General features: G+C 56.4%; 19 protein-coding genes and 2 tRNA genes. 11 read left to right on the plus strand and 10 right to left on the minus strand.

Going from position 1 to position 23,691, the window contains the following annotated elements:
- The first annotated feature begins 524 nt into the window (after positions 1–524).
- Complete coding sequence (locus tag BW686_RS16795; RefSeq protein ID WP_084918683.1) at positions 525–2,564, plus strand: hypothetical protein; 2,040 nt, start codon at positions 525–527, stop codon at positions 2,562–2,564.
- A 579-nt stretch (positions 2,565–3,143) separates the two neighbouring features.
- Here the strand turns inward: BW686_RS16795 and BW686_RS16805 are convergent.
- Positions 3,144–3,431, minus strand: coding sequence for a helix-turn-helix domain-containing protein (locus BW686_RS16805; RefSeq protein ID WP_084918684.1), 288 nt, complete (start codon positions 3,429–3,431; stop codon positions 3,144–3,146).
- Positions 3,431–3,745, minus strand: a complete 315-nt coding sequence (locus BW686_RS16810; RefSeq protein WP_084918685.1) for a hypothetical protein — start codon at positions 3,743–3,745, stop codon at positions 3,431–3,433. Before BW686_RS16810 ends, BW686_RS16805 begins: the two co-directional genes overlap by 1 nt.
- 255 nt (positions 3,746–4,000) lie before the next feature.
- Here BW686_RS16810 and BW686_RS16820 point away from each other — a divergent pair, with 255 nt between their 5' ends.
- Positions 4,001–5,896: a potassium transporter Kup gene (locus BW686_RS16820; RefSeq protein ID WP_084918687.1), complete on the plus strand. Its 1,896-nt coding sequence runs from the start codon at positions 4,001–4,003 to the stop codon at positions 5,894–5,896.
- Positions 5,897–5,992: 96 nt separating this feature from the next.
- Here BW686_RS16820 and BW686_RS16825 read toward each other — a convergent pair whose 3' ends face one another.
- The 4 genes from BW686_RS16825 to BW686_RS16840 all read right to left on the minus strand — a co-directional run bounded on the left by BW686_RS16825 (position 5,993) and on the right by BW686_RS16840 (position 10,710).
- On the minus strand, positions 5,993–7,327 hold the full coding sequence (locus tag BW686_RS16825) for a virulence factor family protein (RefSeq protein WP_084918688.1): 1,335 nt from the start codon (positions 7,325–7,327) through the stop codon (positions 5,993–5,995).
- Complete coding sequence (mprF, locus tag BW686_RS16830; protein WP_084918689.1) at positions 7,327–9,969, minus strand: bifunctional lysylphosphatidylglycerol flippase/synthetase MprF; 2,643 nt, start codon at positions 9,967–9,969, stop codon at positions 7,327–7,329. Before mprF ends, BW686_RS16825 begins: the two co-directional genes overlap by 1 nt.
- A 350-nt stretch (positions 9,970–10,319) precedes the next feature.
- A tRNA-Met gene (locus BW686_RS16835) sits at positions 10,320–10,396 on the minus strand.
- 237 nt (positions 10,397–10,633) lie between these two features.
- Positions 10,634–10,710, minus strand: a tRNA-Met gene (locus tag BW686_RS16840).
- A gap of 258 nt (positions 10,711–10,968) precedes the next feature.
- Here BW686_RS16840 and dinB point away from each other — a divergent pair.
- Positions 10,969–12,030 (plus strand): DNA polymerase IV, encoded by a 1,062-nt coding sequence (gene dinB, locus BW686_RS16845; RefSeq protein ID WP_084918732.1) that lies wholly within the window; start codon positions 10,969–10,971, stop codon positions 12,028–12,030.
- A 34-nt stretch (positions 12,031–12,064) separates the two neighbouring features.
- Here the strand turns inward: dinB and BW686_RS16850 are convergent, their stop codons facing one another.
- The 3 genes from BW686_RS16850 to BW686_RS16860 all read right to left on the minus strand — a co-directional run bounded on the left by BW686_RS16850 (position 12,065) and on the right by BW686_RS16860 (position 16,296).
- Positions 12,065–13,021, minus strand: a complete 957-nt coding sequence (locus tag BW686_RS16850) for a hypothetical protein (protein WP_084918690.1) — start codon at positions 13,019–13,021, stop codon at positions 12,065–12,067.
- Positions 13,022–13,086: 65 nt separating this feature from the next.
- The gene (locus BW686_RS16855) at positions 13,087–14,802 is read right to left on the minus strand and encodes a proline--tRNA ligase (protein WP_084918691.1); all 1,716 of its coding nucleotides are present in this window, start codon (positions 14,800–14,802) and stop codon (positions 13,087–13,089) included.
- A gap of 171 nt (positions 14,803–14,973) precedes the next feature.
- Positions 14,974–16,296: an OprD family porin gene (locus BW686_RS16860; RefSeq protein WP_084918692.1), complete on the minus strand. Its 1,323-nt coding sequence runs from the start codon at positions 16,294–16,296 to the stop codon at positions 14,974–14,976.
- Between the two features lie 219 nt (positions 16,297–16,515).
- Between BW686_RS16860 and BW686_RS26880 the strand changes: the two genes are divergently transcribed.
- The 3 genes from BW686_RS26880 to BW686_RS16875 all read left to right on the plus strand — a co-directional run bounded on the left by BW686_RS26880 (position 16,516) and on the right by BW686_RS16875 (position 17,723).
- Positions 16,516–16,797 carry a hypothetical protein gene (locus BW686_RS26880; protein ID WP_179149293.1) on the plus strand — a complete coding sequence of 94 codons (282 nt, stop codon included), beginning with the start codon at positions 16,516–16,518 and terminating at the stop codon, positions 16,795–16,797.
- A gap of 291 nt (positions 16,798–17,088) precedes the next feature.
- A complete protein-coding gene (locus BW686_RS16870; protein WP_084918694.1) occupies positions 17,089–17,520 on the plus strand; it encodes an HIT family protein in 432 nt (143 codons plus the stop codon).
- Positions 17,517–17,723 carry a SlyX family protein gene (locus BW686_RS16875; protein WP_084918695.1) on the plus strand — a complete coding sequence of 69 codons (207 nt, stop codon included), beginning with the start codon at positions 17,517–17,519 and terminating at the stop codon, positions 17,721–17,723. The genes BW686_RS16870 and BW686_RS16875 overlap by 4 nt, the downstream gene beginning before the upstream one ends.
- Before the next feature lie 85 nt (positions 17,724–17,808).
- Here the strand turns inward: BW686_RS16875 and BW686_RS27320 are convergent, their stop codons facing one another.
- Positions 17,809–18,417 (minus strand): cold-shock protein, encoded by a 609-nt coding sequence (locus BW686_RS27320; protein ID WP_179149294.1) that lies wholly within the window; start codon positions 18,415–18,417, stop codon positions 17,809–17,811.
- A gap of 467 nt (positions 18,418–18,884) precedes the next feature.
- On the opposite strand from BW686_RS27320, the gene BW686_RS16890 reads away from it, so the two are divergent.
- The 5 genes from BW686_RS16890 (at position 18,885) to ruvC (ending at position 23,636) form a co-directional block, all read left to right on the plus strand.
- A complete protein-coding gene (locus BW686_RS16890) occupies positions 18,885–19,358 on the plus strand; it encodes a Dps family protein (RefSeq protein WP_084918697.1) in 474 nt (157 codons plus the stop codon).
- A 355-nt stretch (positions 19,359–19,713) separates the two neighbouring features.
- A complete protein-coding gene (locus BW686_RS16895; RefSeq protein ID WP_179149298.1) occupies positions 19,714–20,061 on the plus strand; it encodes a ribbon-helix-helix domain-containing protein in 348 nt (115 codons plus the stop codon).
- Between the two features lie 281 nt (positions 20,062–20,342).
- Positions 20,343–22,118: an aspartate--tRNA ligase gene (gene aspS / locus BW686_RS16900; RefSeq protein WP_084918699.1), complete on the plus strand. Its 1,776-nt coding sequence runs from the start codon at positions 20,343–20,345 to the stop codon at positions 22,116–22,118.
- A gap of 115 nt (positions 22,119–22,233) precedes the next feature.
- Complete coding sequence (locus BW686_RS16905; RefSeq protein WP_084918700.1) at positions 22,234–22,980, plus strand: YebC/PmpR family DNA-binding transcriptional regulator; 747 nt, start codon at positions 22,234–22,236, stop codon at positions 22,978–22,980.
- A gap of 131 nt (positions 22,981–23,111) precedes the next feature.
- Positions 23,112–23,636 carry a crossover junction endodeoxyribonuclease RuvC gene (gene ruvC, locus BW686_RS16910; RefSeq protein WP_011266999.1) on the plus strand — a complete coding sequence of 175 codons (525 nt, stop codon included), beginning with the start codon at positions 23,112–23,114 and terminating at the stop codon, positions 23,634–23,636.
- The last annotated feature ends 55 nt before the right edge of the window (positions 23,637–23,691 follow it).

The raw sequence follows: 23,691 nt of genomic DNA on the forward strand, positions 1-23,691 counted from the left end.
GCAGGCAAGCGACGATTACACCAAGTGCAAGGTTTTGCGAAGAAATGTCAAGTATTTGCATTTCATCTGGCGAGTCTGAACCGCGGGGGTAATTATCGAACTCCCCGGCGTGCTTGGATGAAAAGTCAGAAAACATGTAGATCTGCCCCTTTTTACCCTGGTATCGGTCCGCCACTAAACAAATCTGCGCGTGTGCATGGCGACATACACGCGACGCGTAACACGAGTTATCACGCAGGCTTCAGCCCATTATCTTCGATAAGGAGCATTGCAAAAGCAGACATCACAGGAATCCAATGAAACATGGATTATTGCTGTTCATATATACAGTGCTAGCGCTATCGCAGCTTTCTCACACATTCTGAGTGCGTGGGCCGACAGCCTTCTTGTTGGAGGATTGATCCAATTTTTTTGCCGCTTGCGTAAGGGGAAATGCTGGACCCAACGATGCTCCATTCAGTATAAGATGCGGTAAAGTCGCTTTAGCCATGTATGACGTCGTCTGTTAGATAGGGAGATATTTTTTGCCTTGGATCAACGTAGTTTCAGAGTTTTCAGAGGTCGCTATACATAAGGCGCTTTCCAAGTTGTCATGGAAACTGCTAAAGAAGGAGATGGACAAGATTCCTTGGCGAAAGTATCCCGTAGAGTTTCTTGAGCTGATTATGCGATCCGACTCATTGCTGAATAAGCGAAAGAATACGGATAAAGAAAAAAAGCGAGAAGAGTTATTTTCAGAGCTGCTTGCGTATGTTGCGCAAGACTTAGACGCGCAGACTCTAGATTTGTATAAACGTAGGCTGGTTTTCTTTTGGGTGGCTGATGAGTGCTTCAGCGAAATACTGAAATTTGAAGAGGAGATGCTAGCGCTGAAAGATCTTCAGTCTGATAGCCGAGTATGGTCTGCTATGAAATGGTATGTCGGGGATTCGCAGTGTTTACAAAAGCAAGTTGAAGATAGGTTCAAGGGTGAGGCCCCGGTTCTGCTCAACACCTTGTCTATAATAGGAGAGGGTGGAATACCAGTCGATCCGTCGTCTTATCACATTCAGCAAGTTGGGGCACTCGGTTCAGCCATTTTAATGGAGGCTTACCGAAACAGCTGGTTTGACAGTTTAGATGCGGTGGTTATCCCGGATGAGGTTGAAACATCGGACGACGATGTGTACAAGGCAGGTTCGATTTTTTATAACGCTAACGTCTGGGCACTTCTGGATGATTTGCAACAACAAGTACGGTATCTAGGTCGCGACTTTCAATTGCGTGACAAGGACCAGTATGAAAGCCCGCCAGCGGAGTTTAAGTTCGGGGTTGAATTTGGGGCGACTACCGATGCTGAAATATTCGATTTTATCGCAGGTCAGAGAAATTCCAATAGAGAGTCATCAAACTACTTTTCATTCAATAAAGACGCTAAGCTAAATGATTTGCTTGATGCGATAGCAGCCATTACTGGGTCAACGTCTGTGAAGGAGCGTCACGTTTCCGTGTCGTCTCTCGCAGTGCTTTTGAATTATGATGTCGCGAAAGATGATACGCTCTACGAAGGGCTAAATCTTCTAGAGTGGGTTTATGGTTTTTGCGGTTTAAGAGAGTTTTGCAAAAAACTACACTCTAAATCAGCCGAAAAGATATATTTGAGTTCCGAGTTAATAACCTTTGGCAAAGCCCCACTGCTTGAGTATCTGATGTCCACCGGTCTGTCACAGGACAAGTCGGCTTGCTTTATCCATAACGTAACTTTTCATCGAAGATCAAGAGATTTGTTCGATTGTCCGCTGATTAAGACAAGTAGCGGCTATGTTGTTGTGTCTGACATACTTTTACGTTGTGTCGTCAGTCGAGCGGTAGTTTCTAATATTTTGAGTCGCAAATGTGAGTTCAAGAAAAAGGGTAGCGGGCTAGAGGGTGCGGTAAGAGGTATATTTAGTTTAAATAAAATAGAGGTAACGAACTATAAAAAAAAGTTTGCTGGCGCGGAGGGTGAGTATGAGTATGATGCTTTAGTTCTATGGGGTGGAAAGCTTTTCATTATCGAGTGTAAAAACAGATGGCTTTGTGAAGGGCGCTCAGTTGCTATTTTTAATCATTTGAAGCAGGTTCGCGAAGATGTTGCTCAGATCAATAGGCTTGTGGCCGGATTGAAATTGCATCCTGAAATGGTTAATGCAGCGTTCGGCCATACGGTAGCTTACGACCAGATAATTCCTTGTGTGGTTGCAGGACTAACTCATGCCATGTCTCAGAAAATTTCGGGCGTGTATTTTACCGACATATCCATTATCTCCCGATTTTTTTCGGATCGACATTTGGGAGTCGACTATGGGGGTGAAAAGGAGAGCAGTGCTCATATGCTTTATGATCAGTGGGCGGCCGATAAGCCTTCAGTATCAGATTTTATAAAGACACTTGAGCGACCGGTACAAGTGGCACTTGGACTGGGTGGGATTAGCTTTAGGCCAGTCGAGTTAGCGGTAGGAGCCTGTATATGCCTGAAAGCTGAAATTATAACTGGGAAAGATCTCGATTTCGATGGTTATAGGGAGCTAGTGGCGACGTTGTAAGGCGTATTCGAGCTATGGTGATGTATCAATTCGTCGAGCACTTTTCCGCCGGACCGGTCATTACATGGGTTTGCTTCAACAGCGGGCAGCCAATATAGCGATACCGTTGATGCCTTAGGAGACCGATAACGCACGGTCGGCTCTTCAGGCTGGCGTTTAGTAATGGTAATGAGGCCTCCGGTGGCGTTCGAGTATTCGGGAGACGGTTTAAGGGAGGTTAGGGTGCACAGTCCCAATCAGTGGGGTGTAAAAGCCGAGGTATAGAACCGGTTTGCAATATTTTTATGCCTAGTATCAAGGTTTATTTTGGATATCGTTAGGACAACCCAGAGAAACGAATCCGACCTTGGGGGCGGACGGCGTGGTAACGGTGGACATGGCAAACCTCGGCGTGAAGGGCACCTGAACGTGAAGTGCAGGCACCGACTGGGCGCTTGGGGCGCCTCTGATCAAAAAGTGCGCAATTCTAGCGGTGAGCGGGCGTGATGACCAGCGTTTGGGAGAGAATTACGACGAGTGCTTTGAGCATTCTGCCGCTTGCTGCCTGTATACGGGCTTAGTCACATTTCTTGAGCCGAATCACCGAAGGGCAGCAAGTACGTGCTCTGGATCATTGTGAATCGCACGTAACAGAGCACGCGCAGGGCCTTCAGGCTCTCGTCGACCTTGTTCCCAGTTCCTGAGTGTTCCGACAGCAACGTCGATGCGTTTGGCAAAGCTTGCCTGAGAGAGCCCTGTTGCCTGGCGGATTTTCTTGACTTGAATTGCGTCAATGTGAAATTCGCGAGAAGGCTGGCGCTCGTTACGATCAATTTCATCCATCTGCGCCATGCTGTCTACAAGGCGATCAAAAAGATTCTTTTCCATCATTTCCACCCTTTGTTGATTGCCCGAAGCTGACTCTTCTGCTTCGCAGTCAAGGAATCCATGACTCCTTTTCGATAGATCAATAGCATTCGTATCTGATGTGCGGAGCAAAGGTAGTAATAAATAACCCGAACACCGCCGCTCTTGCCTTTTCCATGAGCGTTCCAACGAATTTTCCTTAACCCTCCTGTGTCTTCAAACAGTGAGCCGGCTTCAGGTTGGTCAGCCAGATAAAACTGAAGCGCCCGGTACTCATCATCGTCCAGATGACATCGTAAGTCCGAGGTGAAAACAGGTGTTTCAATGAAGATCATGAGTCCCTTCTATGCGTCATTGGCGTATGGGTAATGCTAGGTGGCAAGCCAAAGGAGCGCAAGACCGTAATGTGTCGCGGGACAAAACAGGCCAATGGAGAGATGCCTTGCGTTTCCGCAAGAATTACGACGAGTGCTGCGTTATGCTTCGCGCCATCGCGGTCGGACGTGTCAATCTTCGGCTGAATCTGAATTGTTACGCGTTGTGAAGTTCTCAGTCTGTTGAACCTCATGTCTGGTTTCCTGGAGTAGTGGATGAGTCAAACAAACAGTCATGCGGAGGCCGGAGGCGCTGCAAAGCCGATAGGGTTGCTGGTTGCCGCCGTCGGCGTGGTTTACGGGGACATCGGCACCAGCCCGCTGTACACCTTGAAGGAGGTGTTTCAGGGCGGTTACGGGGTAGAGGTCACCCATGACGCGATTCTCGGCGTGCTGTCGCTGATCTTCTGGTCGCTGCTCTGGGTCGTGTCGTTCAAATACATGGCGTTTGTTCTGCGTGCGGATAACCAGGGCGAGGGCGGGATCATGGCGCTGATGGCGCTGGCGCGGCGAGCCTCTGCCAAGCACCCTAGGCTGCAAATGATGATGGTGGTGTTCGGTCTGTTCGGTGCCGCGCTGTTCTACGGTGACAGCATGATCACCCCGGCCGTTTCGGTTCTGTCGGCGATGGAGGGGCTGGAGCTGGCCTTCGATGGCCTTGATCACTGGATCGTGCCGATGGCGCTGGTCGTATTGGTGGGGCTGTTCCTCATTCAGCGTCATGGCACGGCGCGCATCGGGGTGCTGTTCGGGCCGGTGATGGTGGTCTGGTTTCTGGTGCTGGGCGCGCTGGGTGTGTACGGCATCATGCAATCGCCTGAAGTGCTGAAAGCGGTCAATCCGGCCTGGGGCGTGCGCTTCTTTATCATTCATCCGGGAATCGGCGTGGCCATTCTGGGGGCGGTGGTGCTGGCGTTGACCGGCGCCGAAGCGCTGTATGCCGACATGGGGCATTTCGGTCGCAAGCCGATCTCGCGTGCCTGGTTCATCCTCGTGCTGCCTGCGTTGCTGCTCAACTATTTCGGCCAGGGCGCGCTGGTGCTGGGCAATCCTGAAGCCGTGCGCAACCCGTTCTACCTGCTGGCGCCGGGGTGGGCATTGTTGCCGCTGATCGGCCTGTCGACGCTGGCGACGATCATCGCGTCTCAGGCAGTGATTTCCGGTGCGTTTTCCATGACGTTGCAGGCGATTCAACTGGGTTACATCCCCAGGATGCACATCCAGCACACCTCCAGCGATGCTCAGGGCCAGATCTATATTGGTGCCGTCAACTGGGCGCTGATGGCGGGTGTGATCATGCTGGTGATCGGCTTCGAGTCGTCCGGCGCGCTGGCATCTGCCTACGGCGTGGCGGTCACCGGGACCATGCTCTGCACCACGATTCTGGTGTCGACGGTCATGCTGATGCTCTGGAAGTGGCCGCCGTTGCTGGCCGTGCCGTTGCTCATCTGCCTGCTGCTGGTGGATGGTCTGTTCTTCGCGGCTAACGTGCCGAAGATTTTTCAGGGCGGTGCCTTTCCGGTGCTCGCGGGTGCGGTGCTGTTTATCCTCATGACCACCTGGAAGCGCGGCAAGCAGCTGCTGGCCGAGCGGATCGACGAAGGCGGGCTGCCCTTGCCGATCTTCATTGGCAGCATTCGTGTCCAGCCGCCCCATCGCGTGCAGGGGACGGCGGTGTTCCTGACAGCCCGCTCGGACGCTGTGCCTCATGCGCTGCTGCACAACATGTTGCATAACCAGGTGCTGCACGAGCAGGTGGTGCTGCTGACGGTGGTGTATGAAGACTCGCCCCGTGTGCCTGCCGCGCAGCGCTTTGAAGTGGAATCCTACGGCGAAGGCTTCTATCGGGTGATTCTGCACTTCGGCTTCATCGACGAACCGGACGTGCCTGCAGCGCTGGCTTTGTGTCACCTGGCCGAGCTGGACTTCAGCCCGATGCGCACTACTTACTTCCTCAGCCGCGAAACGGTCATCCCGTCCAAGATGGATGGCATGGCTCGCTGGCGTGAGGCACTGTTCGCCTTCATGCTCAAGAACGCCAATGGCAACCTGCGCTTCTTCAAGCTGCCGTTCAACCGCGTGATCGAGCTGGGCACGCAGGTAGAGATGTAAACAGACGCTGGCCAGACGCGCGGCGCAGATAAAAAAATCCCGGCCACCTCACGGTGCCGGGATTTTTCATGCCTGCATGACTGCTTCAGGCAATGCTTACTGAGCGGTCGTCTTGCCTTGGCGCTTGTTGATCGCGTCGATCAAGCGCTTGGCCAGTGCCGGATAGTCCTCATCGAAGTGGTGACCGCCTGGCAACTGAACCGCTTCGCCGACAGCGGTGGTGTCGGTGCAGCCACTGTCTTTTTTCTCTTCGATGCCGTAGACGCAAAATACCTTGGCGGCTGGCAGCTTGGCCATTTCCTGCCCGGTAGTGGCTTCTTTGCCCGCATTGCCGAGCCAGCCGTCCACGTGAATCTCGAAGCTGCCGGTACGGGCGAAGGCCAGCAGGATGATTGCGTCGACGCGATTCTGGTCATCGGCTGCCAGGCGGTTGTAGACCGCAGGCATGACGTCTGCACCGAACGAATAGCCCGCCAGAATGAAGCGCTTGGTGCCCCATTTCTGACGGTAGTGGTTCATCAGGTCGGTGAGGTCGGCAGCGGTCTGCTCCGGTGCCTTGTGTTCCCAGTAATAACGCAACACGTCGATGCCCACGACGGGGTAGCCCATCTTGGCCATGTCGCCCGCCACCACTTTGTCCAGATCACGCCAGCCGCCGTCACCGGACATGAACAGCGTGACGGTATCGGAGGGCTTGCTGGCAGGAACTTCCACGACCGGGATGCCCAGGCCGCCGCTGTCGTTTTCACCGAGCAGCAGGTGGCGCAGTTCGGTGTTCAGAACTTGCGGCAGCGGAATATCGTAATCGCTGATGCTGGTGTCAGCGTTGGTCTGATCGCGTACGAACGCTGCGCTCGGATCGTCCGGTGCGTCGTTCCAGGCGGCCAGCCAATGCCCGTGAGCGGCTTTTTGCGGCAGCGGTACGTCGCAGATCTGCGGTGCTGTTTCACCTTCTTCCAGAACCGGCGGCGGGTTCGAACCGTGCTCAAGTGCAAAGCCGACAGAGATGGCTTGTGCCTTGTCGTCAGTCTGTTCGGCCAGCCAGCGCCATGCGAGCGTTGCGCCGGGGCCTATGCCGCCGGCAACGTTGGCCGGGCCGTCAAGCTTCTGCAAGGCGGCCTGAAAGGTCTTCTGTTGCAGAACACAGTCGTCTTTGGGCAGCACGACCTGAATGATGCGCGCCGAGGCGTCCTTGCTGATCGCCAGCAACTGCTTGTCGGTCAGCATTTCTTCAGCGGTGACAGCCAGTGCGATGCGGGTCTTGATGCGGGTGGCCGGGGTCACGCTGGTCAGCGGCGCACCGCCTTCCAGGTCCAGGTGTTCCAGCGATGCAGGCGGAGCGGGGCGGGTCCAGATCCATACCCCGGAAGCCACGATAAAAAGAACAATTGCCAGAGCTGCGAGCAAAAGGCGCCAGGAGCGTCGAATCATCAGCGTTTCACCAATCCAGTCAGACCGCCCGCAATCAGGGCGGCGGTGTCAGCCAGAGCCACGAGCGGATCGAGTCCGGCGGGCACGGCCATATAACGAGGTTCCCAATCGGGCTGGAACTTGTCTTTGAAGCGGCGCAGCCCCTGGAAGTTGTACAGTTGCTCGCCACGGCGGAAGATCATCGAGCCCAGACGCTGGGTGATGGGGGCGCCCCGGCGAGGCTGCAGACCGGACAAAGGCACCATCCCCAGGCTGAAGCGTGCATAACCCTGAGCCTTGTAGTGCAGGATCAGGCCGACCATCATGAATTCCATGGTCAGCTTTGGTGCATCCGGGTGTGAGCGCATCAGGTCCAGGCTGGCCAGTTCCGGGCTGGTGGTTTCCAGCAGGTTGGAAAAAGCCACTGGCTTGCCCTGAAAGTGGACGATGGCGATGCGGAAATACTTCAGGTACTCAGGGCTGAAGCGACCCAGTGAGAAGCCTTTCTCGCGCACGTTCTTGCCGGTCAGCCATGCATCGGAAATCACTTTCAGTTCGTCGATTGGCGCTTGGCCCGGTTCGTAGATTTCCAGCGAAAGCCCGTCGCGACCGCCTCGGTTCCAGGTGTAACGCAGGTCTTTCATCTCCTTGCCTTTGGCATCGATGTCGAAACGGCGCAAGTCTACGCGCGCTTCCTCACCCAGCTTGATGGCGGTCAGGCCGATGTCCATATAGAAAGGCAGATTCTCTGCGCGCACCTGGTAGAACACCGGGCGAGCATGGTGTACATCGCACAGGTCACGGAACTGCCAGATCAGCTCGGCACGCTGTTGAGTCGGTCCGATCGGATCGTAAAGCGCTACAAGGCTGCGTCCGCGATGCGAGTACATCAGAAACGCATTGCCGGCAGGGTGAAACAGAATCGCCTTGTCGCCGGTCAGCACCAGCCCGCCATCGGGCTGGCTGGAAGCTTTGAGAATTTCGGCGGCCTTGTCCAGGTCGGCGGCGTCCGGCAGCTTGATCACCGGTCGGGCAGTGCGCAGCAGCCAGGTCAGGGAAACCACCACCAGCAATACCGCGCTGCCCAGTGCCGAGCGAAGACCGCGCGGGGCGTCGGCATCCAGGGTGAATTGCCACCAGAGCTGGTGGCTGTAGGGCACATCCTGATAGGCGAACAGCAACAGCCAGATCGAGGCACCGACCACGCACACGCTGGCGATCAGATAAAGCGGCGAGAACGGCAGTTCCAGCAGGCGGCTAGGGCGATAGAACGAGCGGCGGAAGGTCAACAGCAGGCAAGCGGTCAGCAACAACAGGCTGGCTTCTTCCCAGTCGAAGCCCTTGAGCATCGACAATACCGCGCCTACCAACAGCAGAATAACGGTCAGCATCCACGCCGCTGACAACCGGCGGCGCAAGCCTTGGGCGAGCAACAGGCACAACACACCTACCAGACTGGCACCAAAGTGCGAGGCATCGATCAGCCGGTGTGGAATCATGAAGCCGACGTTTTCCAGCCGGGTATCGATTTCAGGGGTGGCACCAGAGAAGAGCAGCACCACCCCCGACAAGAAAACCAGCAGTGCCAGAATGGGCGCCGCCAGCCCCGAGGCAACGCGCATGGCTTGCCGTGTCGGCAGCAGGCGCTGGGCTTCGGTGAACAGCAGTGTCAGACAGGCCAGCAGCAGCGGCAGCACCACGTAGATCAGGCGGTACAGCAGTAATGCCGCCGCAAGCGGCGCCGCGCCCAGTTCATTGGCGAAGGCGGCCAGCAGGATGGCTTCGAATACGCCGACGCCACCAGGCACATGACTCAGGACACCCGCCGCGAGCGCCAGCAGGTAAATGAGGATGAATGCGCCGAGAGGCGGAGCATGTGGCAGCAGCAGGTACAGCACCATCGCTGCGGCGGCGACGTCCAGCGCGGTAATCACCAGCTGGATCAGCGTCAGCTTCAGGTCTGGAAGGCGCAGTGTGCGACGACCCAGGCGGACCAGAATATTGTGCGGGATGTCCTGTTCCGGCAAGCGGCGGCGATAGACGAACACGGCCAGCAGCAGGCTGCCCACCAGTACCGCTGTCGCGACAACTGCCAGTACCTCGACGGGCAGTTTGAGTGCCAGCGAGGCGCCGGACAGATTGCTCAGCGTCGCCAGTGCGGCCAGCGGCGGCAATGCGCAGCCCAGTGAGAGGCTGGCGAACACCGTCATGCGGGCAATTTCGATGGCGCCTACGCCATAGCGCGAGTAAAGGCGATAGCGAACCGATCCGCCGGACAGCATCGACAGGCCCACCGCATTGCCGATGGCAAACGATGTAAAGCCGCCGAGTATCAGCGTTTTGACCGGCAGGTCGACATTGGCGTAACGGCTGGCGGACAGTTCATAGCCCATCAGAATGATGTAGCCCACCACCGCGGCCAGCAGCGCGCCGCCCAAAGCGGGCAGGGGAACCGCGAACAGCGAGTCGTGCAGCGCATACCAGTCCATTTCGACCAGCATATGGCGGCAGGCAATCAGGGCCAGGCCGAACAACAGCAGCATCACCGCCAGCCCGATAGGCTGTCGGTATTTGCTCAGCAGCTCCCGCCAGTGCAGGCGCGGTGGGATGCTCGGTTGTTCTGCATTAACTGCTTCATTGGAATCGGACGTGTTGTCGCGCATCAATCACTCCTTGGATCGTGCGCGACAGGATGGAGGTATACAGCCAAGTTACCAATCCCTACGCAAAAAATATTTCAGGATGTTAGCGCGTCAACGCCTAACGAGCGAATAGCGAATCGAGCTGGTTGAAGCTGTTCAGCTACGGTTCAGTCGTGATCAGCTTAGTAACAAGCCTATCGGCAGCGCACGCAAAAACTGTCGTCGGTGAGAGCATTACGTTACAGATGTGATGATAGGGTTTCAAAGGGCCCGGCAAATAGTCTTTTTTGTCAGACAGTTAGCCGTGGGCTGGAATGTTTTTCCGTCGGAAACAAAAAAGGCCACTCTTTCGAGTAGCCTTTTTTGATGTTTGGTTGCGGGAGCCGGATTTGAACCGACGACCTTCGGGTTATGAGCCCGACGAGCTACCAGACTGCTCCATCCCGCGTCTGTGTGGCGGCATTCTACAGCCGAACGCCGGAGTGTCAACCTTTAATGCGTAAATATGACAAATGAGCCGTTTCGGCTCATGCATGAGCGGCAGCAGCGAATCTCGGTTGCGCTCGATGTCGCGCGAAGACTCATCACGGCGCTGCACTGTGCTGTCAGTTTTCGGGTTGTACAAACGGCACTTTCCGAGCGCGCACAAAAAAGGCCACTCTTTCGAGTAGCCTTTTTTGATGTTTGGTTGCGGGAGCCGGATTTGAACCGACGACCTTCGGGTTATGAGCCCGACGAGCTACCAGACTGCTCCATCCCGCGTCTGTGTGTCGGCATTCTACAGAGAGATGGCGGGGTGTCAATGGCTAATGTTCAAAAAATGCTTTTTCTTCAATCGGTTAGCGAGGCAAAGGCGTGGTCTGATCACGCGTTGACGCCCGTATGACAGGGGGATAAGGGCGTACGCGTCGTATTGCCGGCTGTGTGAACAATTTTCAGGCGTCCTTCACATGATTGAGTGTTACTTGTCGACACGGGTGAGATACTGCACAGCCATTGATTTCAAAGTCGCATCAGTTCATGACGCAGCGCAAGATCATCCACATCGACTGTGACTGCTTTTATGCAGCCATTGAAATGCGTGACGAGCCGGACCTCGCTGGAAAGCCGTTGGCGGTGGGCGGCTCGGCGGAGCGGCGCGGTGTGATCGCGACCTGCAACTATGAGGCGCGTGCGTACGGTGTGCGCTCTGCCATGTCTTCTCGCCATGCGCTTACGCTGTGTCCGGACCTGACCATCGTCAAGCCCCGCATGGAAGCCTATAAGGAAGCGTCGCGAGAAATTCACACTATTTTTCGCGATTACACTGACCAGATCGAGCCTTTGTCTCTCGATGAGGCGTTCCTGGATGTGTCCGACGCCGGCCATTTTTCCGGTAGCGCCACACGCATTGCCCAGGACATCCGGCGCCGGGTCTCGAACCAGTTGCATATCACCGTCTCGGCTGGCGTGGCGCCTAACAAGTTTCTGGCCAAGATCGCCAGCGACTGGAAAAAGCCCAACGGCTTGTTCGTGATTACCCCGGATCAAGTCGAAGACTTCGTCGCATCGTTACCCGTCACCAAGCTTCACGGCGTGGGAAAAGTCACCGCAGACAAGCTCGGCCGGCTTGGTATCATGGATTGTGCGGATTTGCGAAGCCGAAACAAGCTTGCCTTGGTGCGTGAATTCGGCAGCTTCGGCGAGCGTCTCTGGAGTCTGGCGCACGGTATAGATGACCGTCCCGTGCAGAACGACAGTCGACGCCAGTCCGTCAGTGTTGAAAATACCTACGACACGGATCTGCCCGATCTGGCCGCGTGCCTCGAAAAACTGCCTGTCCTGTTGGAAACCCTGGGTACCCGGATGCAGAGGATGGAAGGTCAGTACCGGCCGGGCAAACCATTCGTCAAAGTGAAGTTTCATGATTTCACCCAGACAACGCTGGAGCAGTCCGGAGCCGGAAGGGATCTGGGCAGCTACGAACAGCTGTTGTCTCAGGCTTTTGCGCGGGGTGGCAAGCCGGTTCGGCTGCTGGGTGTCGGTGTGCGTTTGCACGACTTGCGTGCCGCGCATGAGCAACTGGAGCTGTTCTCGGAGTAACGGCTGGCTGCAGCGGGCGCCGCAGCCAGGTGCGCTATTCGCTCTGGGCAGGTACCGCGACCAGGCGGCCGGCGTCTCTGGCCAGTGATTTGAGAAACTCGCCTTGCAGTTGGGGATCGTTGCGCGTCAATTCGATCAGGCTTTGTTCCAGCTCGCTGGCTTCCTCTTCCAGGCCCATATCGGACAGGCGTTTGACCCGATGGACCCATTGGCTGACCTCGTCATCCTCAAGGTCGTCATAGATCAGTGCGTGGGCTTCCAGCAGTTTGCCGCGCAGTGAATGACTGATCGGCAAGCTGGCATTGGCGTGCGCACTGTCCTGATCGTCTTCGACATTGATGTAAATGCGCGTGATCCGGCTCAGGTCCTGTTCGGCAAACGGGCTGTCCAGCAGGTTGATGCGCAGGATGCCGTTACGGTCAGTGCTCATCTCATGGGTTTCAGCGCCGGCCTTGACCATGACCGGGCGCTCGTTCCACGGCAATGTGGAGTTCTCGATCCGTTTGTCTTTCTGGACCTCGTCGATGCTCGCTAGATTCTGTTGAGCGCGGCCATGCGACGGGGCGTTCATGAAGGGGTTCAGACCTGCCACGCCGTAGTGAATCCAGTCTTTGGTCATGCTTTCCGGCAAATTGCCCAAGGCAAACACGTTGACCACATTCGCGCCAACGCCAGCCACCACCGCAACGGCACCGAGAGGAATTTCGTAGATCTCCCGCCACGGCTGATAGGGCGTGTAACGGTCGTAGTGACGGGTCACCTCGTAGTCGGTGACCTCGAACGATTTGTGCTCGTGAATCCGCACGCGACGTTGCGGTAATTCCAGCGTCTTGGGTTCGCCAATGTCGACCTGCAGTGTATGTTCGAGCAGTTTGCGTTCGACGCGCTCCTCATGCTCGCTGCGTTGCGACAATTGGTTGGCACAGCCGCCGACGAGGAAAGAGGCGCACAGAACGGCGCTGCCGAGGCTTGAAGTGCTTCGTTTGAACATGAGATCTCTGATGCGGATTGGGCGTGTGATGAGCGGCGCACCCGTACACGGGTGCGCCTTTTGACTCAGCGTTTCACTCGGCCCTGGATGAACGACAGCACATCCGCGACCGCAATGGCTTGCGGCTGCGATTCGGTACGGCTCTTGTATTCCAGATTGCCTTCGGCAAGCCCGCGATCACTGACCACGATGCGATGCGGAATGCCGATCAGCTCCATGTCGGCGAATTTGATGCCCGGGCTGGTTTTCTTGTCCCGGTCATCCAGCAACACCTCAAAACCGGCAGCGGTCAGCTCTGCGTAAAGCGTGTCGGTCGCCTCGCGGACGGCGTCGGTTTCATAGCGAAGCGGAATAAGTGCAATCTGGAACGGCGCCAGCGTGTCGTTCCAGATGATGCCGTTCTCGTCGCTGTTCTGCTCGATGGCTGCAGCCACCACGCGGGAAACACCAATGCCGTAGCAGCCCATTGCCAGGTTGACCGGTTTGCCGTTTTCACCCAGCACCTGGCACTTCATGGCTTCGCTGTACTTGGTGCCCAACTGGAAAATATGGCCCACTTCGATACCGCGCTTGATCTCCAGCGTGCCGTTGCCATCCGGGCTGGGATCGCCCGCAACGACATTGCGCAGGTCCGCAACTGTCGGCACCGGCAGGTCGCGCTCCCAATTGACGCCGAAATAGTGCTTGTCATCAATGTTGGCACCCACACTGAAATCGCTCATCAGTTCGACCGAGCGATCAATGATGCAAGGCAGTGGCAGGTTCAGTGGGCCGAGCGAGCCTGCGCCTGCGCCGATGGCGTCACGCAATTCGGCTTCAGAAGCCATGACCAGCGGGCTGGCCACCTGCGGCTGCTGGCTGGCCTTGATTTCGTTGAGCTCGTGATCGCCGCGAATGATCAGTGCGATCAGCTTGCCTTCTTCGGCCGCATGCACCACCAGCGTTTTGACAGTCTTTTCGATAGGCAGACCAAAGCCTTCGACCAGTTGTGCAATGGTTTTGGCATTCGGGGTATCGACCAGACGCAACTCTTCAGTGGCGGCCGGACGCGTCTTCTCGGCAGGGACTGCCTCGGCTTTTTCGATATTGGCCGCATAGTCGGAGCCATTGCTGAACACGATATCGTCTTCGCCAGACTCGGCCAGTACGTGAAACTCGTGCGAGCCAGCGCCACCAATCGAACCGTTGTCGGCTTCGACCGGGCGGAATTTCAGGCCCAGGCGGCTGAAGATGTTGCTGTACGCAAGGTGCATGCGGTCGTACGTGATCTGCAGCGAAGCGTTGTCGGCATGGAACGAGTAAGCGTCTTTCATGACGAACTCGCGGCCACGCATCAGGCCGAAGCGTGGGCGGATCTCGTCACGGAATTTGGTCTGAATCTGGTACATGTTGATCGGCAGCTGTTTATAGCTGTTCAACTCATTGCGTGCCAGATCGGTAATGACTTCTTCGTGGGTCGGGCCCAGGCAGAACTCACGGTTGTGGCGATCGACCAGGCGCATCAGCTCCGGCCCGTATTGTTCCCAGCGGCCGGACTCTTGCCACAGCTCTGCGGGCTGGATGCCAGGCATCAGGATTTCGAGTGCGCCAGCGGCGTCCATTTCTTCACGGACGATGGCTTCGACCTTGCGCAATACGCGCAGGCCCATAGGTAACCATGTGTAGAGGCCGGATGCCAGTTTGCGGATCATGCCGGCACGCAGCATCAGCTGATGGCTGACCACGACCGCGTCGGAAGGGGTTTCTTTCTGTGTGGCGAGCAAAAATTGACTGGTGCGCATGGTTGGCCGTTGTCGGTTGCTGTGACTGGAAATGACTTGGCATTGTACGGCGGTGTTCCGGTGACGTACAGGGCAGGGCGGGCTTGCGGCGCGTGGGCGCGGGCTTTATGGCGTGAATGAAGAAGCCCGGCATGAGCCGGGCTTCTTCTATTAACGAGTGCTGAGCTGCGATTACAGGATCGAAATCGGGTAATCGACGATCAGGCGGAACTCGTTGACATCGCCTTCGCCCTGATCGGCGTTTGCGCGATGCCATGCTTGACGTGCGCGGAAGGACAGGTTCTTGGCCGGGCCAGTCTGTACGACGTATTTGGCTTCGAGGTTGGTCTCGTGGTGTTCGCCATCTGCACCGTACAAGCCGGCGTAAGCACTGCCAGCAGGCGTTTTGGTGCCGTCGATGTCAGTACCCTTGATGTAGCGGGTCATGAAGCTCAGGCCAGGGACACCGTACGGAGTCATGTTCAGGTCGTAGCGAGCCTGCCAGGATTTTTCGCCCGGACCGTTGAAGTCGGAGTACTGAATCGAGTTGTTCAGGAAGATCGAGTCGCCACCACGGTTGTTGTCACCAATACCGATGTAGTCGAACGGGGTGTCACCGTTGATTTTCTGGAATGCCAGGGTCACGGTGTGTGCAGCAAGGAACGAGTAAGCTGCGGAGCCGGAGAACGCGGTGTTGCTGATCGAGCCGGCTTTCGCGCTGCCTTCGTCTACGGTGCGGTAGATGTTAGCGTCGAAGGCCAGGGATTGATCGTTACCCAGCGGCAGCGCGTAGTTCACGTTACCGTAGTATTGATCCCAGATGTCTTCAAGCTTGGCTGCGTAGAACGCGACGCCCAGGCTGTCGGTGATGGCATATTTGCCGCCAGCGAAGTCAGCGCTATTCGCACGAACGCCTGCGTAGTTGGCGAAGATGCTGCCGTTGTGGCTGGTGTCATCCTGGCTGGTGCCGGAGTAGAAGTGACCCGCTTCAACGTCCAGGCCTTGGAGCTCACTGCTTTGCAGGCTGATACCGCTGGCTGTCTGAGGCAGCAGGCGCGAGCCGCCAACCGCGAACACTGGACTGGTCGGCTGCATGTCGCCCACTTTCAGTTCAGTTTTCGATACGCGGAATTTCACTGCGCCGCCAGCTTTGCTCTGGGTGTCTTCGTTATTGCCAGCGGAATCGGTGATCAGGTTGCCTGAACCCGAATACTTGTCCGGGCCCCAGAGCTTGACGCCGGCGTAAGCGAACGCTTCTACGCCGACCCCGATGGTGCCTTGGGTGTAGCCGGTGCTGAAGTTGGCCCAGATACCTTGAGTCCAGTCACGATCGTCGGCGGCACCGGCTTTCTTGTCACGGTTGTAATAGTAATTGCGCAACTTCAGGTCAAGCGTGCTGCCTTCGACAAAGCCCTTGGCATCAGCCTGATCGCTGACGAAAGGTGCTGCCGTTGCCAACTGGGTACTGGCTGCAGTAACGGCCAGTGCGATTGCGCTCCACTTCATCACTCTCATCGTGATTGCTCCTTTGGTTTTTTAGAAGATTTTGTGCCGTCCCACCTGTTTTTTTATCTGGGCGGCTCTTTCTATTTTTGGTCGGCGGAATCTACATCACGCTGACTTTTGTTGCGATAGATACAGCTCTATCCTTTCAGAATCTTTACGGCGCTTTGCGGACCGAGCCGTTTTCCCTTGATCCTGTCACCCCTGTTTTCCGCCAGAGGTGCCGTGATCATGTGGGTGATAAAGCAACAAGCGTGCTCAAACCAGCCGGAAATGAAAAAATTTTGTGAAAAATCAGAATTCGCATCCGGTTGTTTTCCTAACTCCTTGTTTTTTAAGCAGATAGATAAAATATTAAAATTCATGCCCGTCATGCCCGGTCGAGGCGTGCGGAGCGTCGTGCAGCAAAAGCGTTACCCAGGGATGCGTAGGGTGTGTAGAAAACGAATTCCCGGTGTTGTCACAGCAACAGCTGTGTGTGGTTTTGGTGCAGTCCTGTTCGAGCGTGCCTGAACCTGGAGCGTTGTCCGGGTCATCCCTATGGTGGGGGTTGGATTGTTTCATTTTCATGTACCCGCGACAGACGATTGCCGCCCTGTTGTGGTGTGAGCGCCGTTCTGTCTTTTTTGCTACACCCTGAAACGGCCTCAAATCGGTGCGAAGAGTGTCCTGTCGGCTGCAAGCTGGTGCATCGATCAGTCAGGGGTGAAGCATTGCTCCATCGCGCGTATCCTTCCGGGTATCAAGTGCCAGCTTCATTACGGGGCTGGCCGGGCATCCACCTGGCTATCAGGAGTTCTTATCGTGTTCGTTCTGGACCCTCGTCTGCAGCAAGATACCTTGCTCGTGGGCGACTTCCCTCTGTGTCGTCTGTTGCTGTCCAACGATGCCCATTATCCCTGGTTCATTTTGGTGCCGCGTCGGGCCGATATCAGCGAGGTGTTTCAACTGGAACCCGCTGATCAATTGCAGTTGTGGCACGAGACGAGTGCCCTTGCGAAGGTGCTGAAAGACGTCTTTGATGCAGATAAAATCAACGTCGCCGCGTTGGGCAATATGGTCAGTCAACTGCACATGCACGTCATCGTGCGCAAACGGGACGATATTGCCTGGCCCGCGCCCGTGTGGGGCAAGCATCCTGCCGTCGCTTACACCGACGAGCAGTTCGCAGCGGTCCGCCGGCGACTAAAGCCGGTGTTGGCGAATGATTTCAGATTTGAGGGAGAGCAATCATGAGTCTTGAAAATCGAGTCATGGAACTGGAAAGCCGGATGGCCTTTCAGGATGACACCATCCAGGCGCTCAATGATGTGCTGATCAAGCAGCAGCGCGAAATTGATCATCTGCAGCAGCAAATGGCAGCGATGCTCAAGCGTCAGGAGGAAATGGGCAGTCAGTTCGATACCTTCGAGGAAGATGCGCCGCCTCCTCATTACTGACGGGCTGCTCCCATAAAAAAACCGCGACTTCCGTTGGGAGGTCGCGGTTTTTTATGACACTGGATCTGTATGCGTTTCGCAGCAATCAGCGGCGGGGCAGGGCTGCGATCACGTCTTCGGCCTGCAGGCCTTTGTCGCGATTCATGACAGAGAACTCGACGCGCTGGCCTTCGACCAGTACACGATGACCCTCTCCGCGAATGGCACGAAAATGCACGAAGATATCGTCGCCGGAGTCACGGGAAATGAAGCCGAAACCTTTAGACGTATTGAACCACTTCACGGTGCCTGTATCCCGATTGCTCATGTCGTGATTTTGAGGGGCGGGCGAAGGAGAATAAGACCTGTAAAAGCTGACGCCCAGGTGCAGAACGACAGCGATGACGGCAATGGCCAGGCTCGTCATGATCGCGGGTTGCCCGGCGATGGTCAGTAACGGGACGAGCAAGGCCAGTGTCTGCACGATGACTGCGATGACAAGCAAGGCACTGACCAGGTTTTGCAGGTTATGACGTGGGCCTCGATTCCAGTAAGGGATGACCGGAGCGAGTATCAGGTTAAGCAGGCCGAAGAAAGCCAGATAAAGCGCGTCAGGCTGTTGCAGGTAGGGAGACATGGCCTCGCTACGCAGGCTGGGTATGAAAGAAAGCAGCAGGGCTGCTGCTCCCGTTACCAGGTGGACAATTTTCAACATTTTAAAAAGCTCACATGCAAGAAGGATTACAAGAAATAGCTGGTTACGCCCGGTACGCTTCTGAACAAGATGAGGCGTGATGCACGAGCGGTGGGCCAGCCTATGCGCCGATGCTGGATGGCAACTCATTGGCGACACGCCGTGTATTTAACAGCAAAGCCTGATCCTACTCAAATCAGCAATTGATTACGCTCGCCCTATACGGCCTGCCTTGCCGGTGAGGCACAGGGCAACCCCCCTGAAGAGGCTGAGACAGAGCGCTCGGTCCGGTTTTCGCCTGCTTGCCCCGAGCATGCAGGAATTTCTCGTCGTGATCGCTGCCGCATGGAGGCTCGACGCGGCGTGCTATCCGTCACGGCCCTTGTTCGGCAGTGGCGCTGCCTCAAGGGAAAGCTGCGCCCGTCGGGTTCTCTTGATAGAGTAGCGGTCGTTACTGCTTTTCAATCCTCACTAAAAGGGCATGAAACATGGCAATTGATATTGGTATCAGTGAAGAGGATCGCAAATCGATCGTGGACGGCCTGTCGCACCTGCTGTCGGATACTTATGTGCTTTACCTCAAGACTCATAACTTTCATTGGAACGTCAGCGGGCCTATGTTTCGCACGCTGCACCTGATGTTTGAAGAGCAATACAACGAACTGGCACTGGCGGTCGATTCTATTGCCGAGCGTATTCGTGCTCTGGGCTTTCCGGCGCCGGGCACTTATTCGACCTATGCTCGCCTGTCTTCCATCAAGGAAGAAGAGGGTGTGCCGAGTGCGGAGAATATGATCAAAAGTCTGGTGCAAGGTCAAGAGGCCGTTGTCCGCACTGCGCGTAGTATCTTTCCTCTTCTGGATAAAGTCAGCGATGAACCGACAGCCGATCTGTTGACACAGCGCATGCAGGTTCATGAAAAAACAGCCTGGATGTTGCGTTCGATGCTCGAGCCGAAGTAACGACTGTGTCGAGCGGCCTTGACGGTCGCTCGTCCTTTACGTGCAGGCGCTGCCAGGAATGTGCCGAGCCCCGTTCCATCCGTGGCTGGGCGCGAGGCCGGCCTTGCAGGGTGTCGTGCAATTGAAGGTGGCTGCCATCTGGCGTACGCCACCAGGCAGTCCAGTATTTGTTATTCGCCTTCCATTACCTTTCAGCGTTAAACGATATTCCGCTGATTCCTGTGGCCATGTCCTACAGTGACAGGGTGTGAAGTCGGCTGGTTATAAAGTCTCGAATAATGTTTTATACATCGGGTATTTATTTGTTTTTGAATATTTCTTTCGGTGTTTTAAATTCATGGGTTCGAGGGTGGTAATCGTGATGACAAGAGGGGTTGATCAAGACGTCAAGGTTTTACACAGGGAGGTGGAAATACGCCATGATCCCTTTGTTCAGGATTTCAATATGACGCTGGCACAGCCTCATTCAAAGTCGGTGCGGCTTAATGGGCTGGCGACCTGTCTGCGTCTGGAGAAAGTGTACTGGAACATTTTGTCGGGCATTGCCAGTTCCAATGAGTGTTCCGTTAATGCTGTGTTGTCTTATATCGACAGGGAGGTGCATCTGCGCCACGGCGGCGTCAAGAATTTCAGTGGTTTGATTCGTGTTGTCTGCGTTGCACATTTGCTAAAGGCTGATTGTCTGGAAAATTCCCGCGCCTAGCTTGATCCTCATTCTGCGGGCTCGCTGCGGCGTGCCTGCCTCTCCCGGCTGCGGGCGGCCTGCGCAGCGCTGCGGGGTCGCAATGAACTTATCCGGGCCTGACAGGTTCGTTCGGCTGCACGGTGTCAATTAACTCTATATAATCCCCCGTCTTGCTAGCGGGCGTGACTCTGCGTGGGCCTGGGCTGATATGAGCCCTGTGCCGGTGCCTTGCACCACTGAGCGCAAGCCAGGAGCGAAAGCGCCACCGAATTCGAATTACGAGAAGTGAAAACACCATCATGATGCGCAGCCATTATTGCGGGCAACTGAACGAAAGCCTGGAAGGCCAGGAAATTACCCTTTGCGGATGGGTCCACCGTCGTCGTGACCACGGGGGCGTTATCTTTCTCGATATCCGCGACCGTGAAGGCATGGCTCAAGTGGTGTTCGACCCTGATCGTGCAGACACCTTCGCTGCCGCAGATCGCGTGCGCAGCGAGTACGTGGTCAAGGTCGTGGGCAAGGTTCGTGCTCGTCCGGCCGGTGCCGTGAACGCGAACATGGCATCCGGTGCCATTGAGGTTCTGGGTTACGAACTCGAAGTGCTGAACGAATCCGAGACACCGCCATTCCCGTTGAACGAATACTCCGACGTGGGCGAAGAGACGCGCCTGCGTTACCGCTTCATCGACCTGCGCCGCCCGGAGATGGCCGAAAAGCTGCGTTTGCGTTCGCGCATTACCACCAGCATCCGTCGTTATCTGGATGAAAACGGTTTTCTCGACGTCGAGACACCGATACTGACTCGCGCCACGCCGGAAGGCGCCCGCGACTATCTGGTGCCAAGCCGCACACACCCGGGCAGTTTCTTTGCGTTGCCGCAGTCGCCTCAGTTGTTCAAGCAACTGCTGATGGTCGCCGGCTTCGACCGCTACTACCAGATCGCCAAGTGCTTCCGCGACGAAGACCTGCGTGCCGACCGTCAGCCGGAATTCACCCAGATCGACATCGAGACCAGCTTCCTCAACGAGGAAGACATCATGGGTCTGACCGAGAAGATGGTTCGTCAGCTGTTCAAGGAAGTGCTGGACCTGGAGTTCGGTGATTTCCCGCACATGACGTTCGAAGAGGCCATGCGCCGCTACGGCTCCGACAAGCCAGACCTGCGCAACCCGCTGGAACTGGTGGACGTTGCCGATCAGCTTACCGGTGTGGAATTCAAGGTCTTCAGCGGTCCGGCCAACGATCCGAAAGGGCGTGTTGCCGCATTGCGTGTGCCTGGCGCTGCCAGCATGGCGCGCAGCCAGATCGACGACTACACCAAGTTCGTCAGTATCTACGGCGCCAAAGGCCTGGCTTACATCAAGGTCAACGAGCGCGCGAAGGGGCCGGAAGGTCTGCAGTCGCCGATCGTGAAATTCATTCCGGAAGAAAACCTGAATGTCATCCTTGATCGCGTCGGCGCGGTCGATGGCGATATCGTGTTCTTCGGTGCGGACAAGTTCAAGGTCGTCAGCGAAGCCCTTGGCGCGCTGCGGATCAAGATCGGCAACGACCTCAAGCTGCACACCTGCGAGTGGGCACCGATGTGGGTCGTCGACTTCCCGATGTTCGAAGAGAACGACGACGGCAGCTTCACGGCACTGCACCACCCCTTCACGGCGCCCAAATGCACGCCTGAAGAGCTGGAAGCCAACCCTGCGACGGCGCTGTCCCGTGCCTACGACATGGTGCTCAACGGCACCGAGCTGGGCGGCGGTTCGATCCGTATCCACCGCAAGGACATGCAACAGGCGGTCTTCCGTCTGCTGGGCATCGCCGAGGACGAGCAGCAAGAGAAGTTTGGCTTCCTGCTGGATGCGCTGAAGTACGGTGCGCCACCGCACGGAGGTCTGGCGTTTGGTCTTGACCGTCTGGTCATGCTGATGACCGGCGCGCAGTCCATCCGTGAAGTGATCGCGTTCCCGAAAACCCAGAGTGCCGCCGATGTCATGACTCAGGCACCTGGCGTTGTCGACGCCAAAGCGTTGCGCGAGTTGCACATCCGTCTGCGCGAGCAGCCAAAGGCCGAGTGATGCCGGGCAGGGCGTATCGCTGATACGCCCTGTGTCACCCTTATCGAGTGAAGCTTTTTGCCTGATGGTCTTGGGCGAAAGGTGAAAGTGTTTCAAAAAGAATCTGGAGCGAGAAATGGCAGGTCATTCCAAGTGGGCCAACATCAAGCACCGCAAAGAGCGTCAGGATGCCAAGAAAGGCAAGATTTTCACCAAGTGGATTCGTGAACTGACGGTTGCTGCGCGTCAGGGTGGTGGTGATCCAGGCTCCAATCCGCGTCTTCGTCTGGCGCTGGACAAGGCACTTGGCGCCAACATGACCCGTGACACCATTGATCGTGCCGTGGCGCGGGGTGTGGGGGCATCCGACGGTGATGATGTAGAAGAGCTGGGTTACGAGGGTTATGGTCCGGGCGGTGTGGCGATCATGGTCGAAACCATGACTGACAATCGCAACCGGACTGCCGCAGCGGTGCGCCATGCGTTTACCAAATGCGGTGGCAATCTCGGCACCGACGGCTCTGTTGCCTACCTGTTTGATCGTAAGGGGCAGATTTCCTTTGCGGCCGGCGTGGATGAAGACGCGCTGATTGAAGCCGCTATGGAGGCCGATGCCGACGACGTCGTCACCAACGAAGATGGCTCGATTGATGTCTTTACTTCGTTTTCCGGATTCTATGCAGTGCGTAACGCGTTGGAAGCTGCGGGCTTCAAGGCCGCAGACGCGGAAATCGTCATGTTGCCGACCACCAGTGCGGTGCTTGATCTGGAAACCGCTGAAAAGGTGCTCAAGCTGATCGACATGCTTGAGGACCTGGATGACGTGCAGAACGTCTATTCGAACGCGGAAATCCCGGACGACGTCATGGAGCAACTGGGCTGATCGCCGACAGGTAACACCGTGTCAGAAGCCGGGGGAGCGAAGCTGTGGGTATCACGCAGCTATCGGCCTCCGGCTTCTGCCTTTATGCTGCGCACATTGCCTTTGCGTTACTTTCTCAAGCTGCAGGCGTTATGACTCTTATTCTAGGTATCGATCCCGGCTCGCGAATAACCGGCTATGGCGTAGTGCGTGACACTGGCCGTGGCTGCGTTTACGTGGCTTCGGGGTGTATTCGCACGGGCAGCGGCGAACTGCATGAGCGTTTGCAGATCGTGTATCGCGGTGTGCGTGAGGTCATCAAGACCTACGAGCCTGTGACGATGGGCATCGAAAAGGTCTTCATGGCGCGCAACGCCGACTCAGCGCTCAAGCTGGGTCAGGCCAGGGGTGCGGCTATCGTGGCGGGTGCCGAAGAGGCGCTGGAAATTGCCGAGTACACGGCGACTCAGGTCAAGCAAGCTGTGGCTGGCACCGGTGGTGCGAATAAAGAGCAGGTGATGATGATGGTCATGCATTTGCTCAAGCTGACCCAGAAACCGCAGATCGATGCGTCCGATGCCCTGGCGATTGCGCTGTGTCATGCGCACACGCGTTCCAGCCTGATCCCTCACGGGCTGGGCACTGCACGCAGTCGCGGCGGTCGGTTGCGCCTCTGATGGCATCGCCCGCAGGCCTGTTTTTGAGGATGGATTGTGTTCAATTTCGTCGCAC

This window comes from Pseudomonas syringae, assembly GCF_002157375.1.
In the GTDB taxonomy this organism is placed as follows: domain Bacteria; phylum Pseudomonadota; class Gammaproteobacteria; order Pseudomonadales; family Pseudomonadaceae; genus Aquipseudomonas; species Aquipseudomonas syringae_T.

What these genes read in the sequence shown, in the direction of transcription:
- BW686_RS16875 (WP_084918695.1), top strand. Translation starts at nt 17,517, where the DNA reads ATGAGTCTTGAAAATCGAGTCATGGAACTGGAAAGCCGGATGGCCTTT.
- BW686_RS27320 (WP_179149294.1), bottom strand. Translation starts at nt 18,417, where the DNA reads ATGTTGAAAATTGTCCACCTGGTAACGGGAGCAGCAGCCCTGCTGCTT.
- mprF (WP_084918689.1), bottom strand. Translation starts at nt 9,969, where the DNA reads ATGCGCGACAACACGTCCGATTCCAATGAAGCAGTTAATGCAGAACAA.
- dinB (WP_084918732.1), top strand. Translation starts at nt 10,969, where the DNA reads ATGACGCAGCGCAAGATCATCCACATCGACTGTGACTGCTTTTATGCA.
- BW686_RS16825 (WP_084918688.1), bottom strand. Translation starts at nt 7,327, where the DNA reads ATGATTCGACGCTCCTGGCGCCTTTTGCTCGCAGCTCTGGCAATTGTT.
- ruvC (WP_011266999.1), top strand. Translation starts at nt 23,112, where the DNA reads ATGACTCTTATTCTAGGTATCGATCCCGGCTCGCGAATAACCGGCTAT.
- BW686_RS16855 (WP_084918691.1), bottom strand. Translation starts at nt 14,802, where the DNA reads ATGCGCACCAGTCAATTTTTGCTCGCCACACAGAAAGAAACCCCTTCC.
- BW686_RS26880 (WP_179149293.1), top strand. Translation starts at nt 16,516, where the DNA reads ATGTGGGTGATAAAGCAACAAGCGTGCTCAAACCAGCCGGAAATGAAA.
- BW686_RS16805 (WP_084918684.1), bottom strand. Translation starts at nt 3,431, where the DNA reads ATGGAAAAGAATCTTTTTGATCGCCTTGTAGACAGCATGGCGCAGATG.
- BW686_RS16905 (WP_084918700.1), top strand. Translation starts at nt 22,234, where the DNA reads ATGGCAGGTCATTCCAAGTGGGCCAACATCAAGCACCGCAAAGAGCGT.
- BW686_RS16850 (WP_084918690.1), bottom strand. Translation starts at nt 13,021, where the DNA reads ATGTTCAAACGAAGCACTTCAAGCCTCGGCAGCGCCGTTCTGTGCGCC.
- BW686_RS16860 (WP_084918692.1), bottom strand. Translation starts at nt 16,296, where the DNA reads ATGAGAGTGATGAAGTGGAGCGCAATCGCACTGGCCGTTACTGCAGCC.
- BW686_RS16810 (WP_084918685.1), bottom strand. Translation starts at nt 3,745, where the DNA reads ATGATCTTCATTGAAACACCTGTTTTCACCTCGGACTTACGATGTCAT.
- aspS (WP_084918699.1), top strand. Translation starts at nt 20,343, where the DNA reads ATGATGCGCAGCCATTATTGCGGGCAACTGAACGAAAGCCTGGAAGGC.
- BW686_RS16820 (WP_084918687.1), top strand. Translation starts at nt 4,001, where the DNA reads ATGAGTCAAACAAACAGTCATGCGGAGGCCGGAGGCGCTGCAAAGCCG.
- BW686_RS16890 (WP_084918697.1), top strand. Translation starts at nt 18,885, where the DNA reads ATGGCAATTGATATTGGTATCAGTGAAGAGGATCGCAAATCGATCGTG.